Origin of the sequence: Coprococcus hominis (ex Arizal et al. 2022), from assembly GCF_040094675.1 — a bacterium.
Lineage (GTDB): Bacteria > Bacillota > Clostridia > Lachnospirales > Lachnospiraceae > Coprococcus_C > Coprococcus_C hominis.
On record NZ_JBBNHG010000014.1, the window covers coordinates 1 to 797 of the forward strand.

The 797-nt window shown below is 53.2% G+C and carries 1 rRNA gene; it reads right to left on the reverse strand.

From position 1 onward, the window contains the following. Positions 1 to 34: 34 nt before the first annotated feature. A 23S ribosomal RNA gene (locus tag AAAT93_RS00545) occupies positions 35 to 797 on the reverse strand; the annotation flags it as partial.

Sequence of the window (797 nt, forward strand, 5' to 3'; positions counted from 1 at the left end):
CTTAACAAATCATCTTTCCGTTCTCAAAACCTCTAAGGATAAGCCCTCGACCTATTAGTACTTGTCAGCTGAACGTGTTGCCACGATTACACTCCAAGCCTATCAACCTTGTAGTCTTCAAGGGGTCTTACTCTTATGATGGGATATCTTATCTTGAGGGGGGCTTCACGCTTAGATGCCTTCAGCGTTTATCCCTGCCGGACTTGGCTACTCTGCCATGCTGTTGGTACAACAACAGATACACCAGCGGTCCGTCCATCCCGGTCCTCTCGTACTAAGGACAGCTCCTCTCAAATATCCTACGCCCACGCCGGATAGGGACCGAACTGTCTCACGACGTTCTGAACCCAGCTCGCGTACCGCTTTAATGGGCGAACAGCCCAACCCTTGGAACCTGCTACAGCTCCAGGATGCGATGAGCCGACATCGAGGTGCCAAACCACTCCGTCGATGTGAACTCTTGGGAGTGATAAGCCTGTTATCCCCAGGGTAGCTTTTATCCGTTGAGCGATGGCAATCCCACTTTATACCACCGGATCACTAAGTCCTACTTTCGTACCTGCTCCACCCGTCGGTGTCGCAGTCAAGCTCCCTTCTGCCTTTGCACTCTTCGAATGGTTTCCAACCATTCTGAGGGAACCTTTGAGCGCCTCCGATACCCTTTCGGAGGCGACCGCCCCAGTCAAACTCCCCGCCAGACATTGTCCCCCAGCCGGTTCACGGCTGTAGGTTAGGAATCCAGTACTACAAGGGTGGTATCCCAACAGCGGCTCACACGAAACTGGCGTCCCGTGATC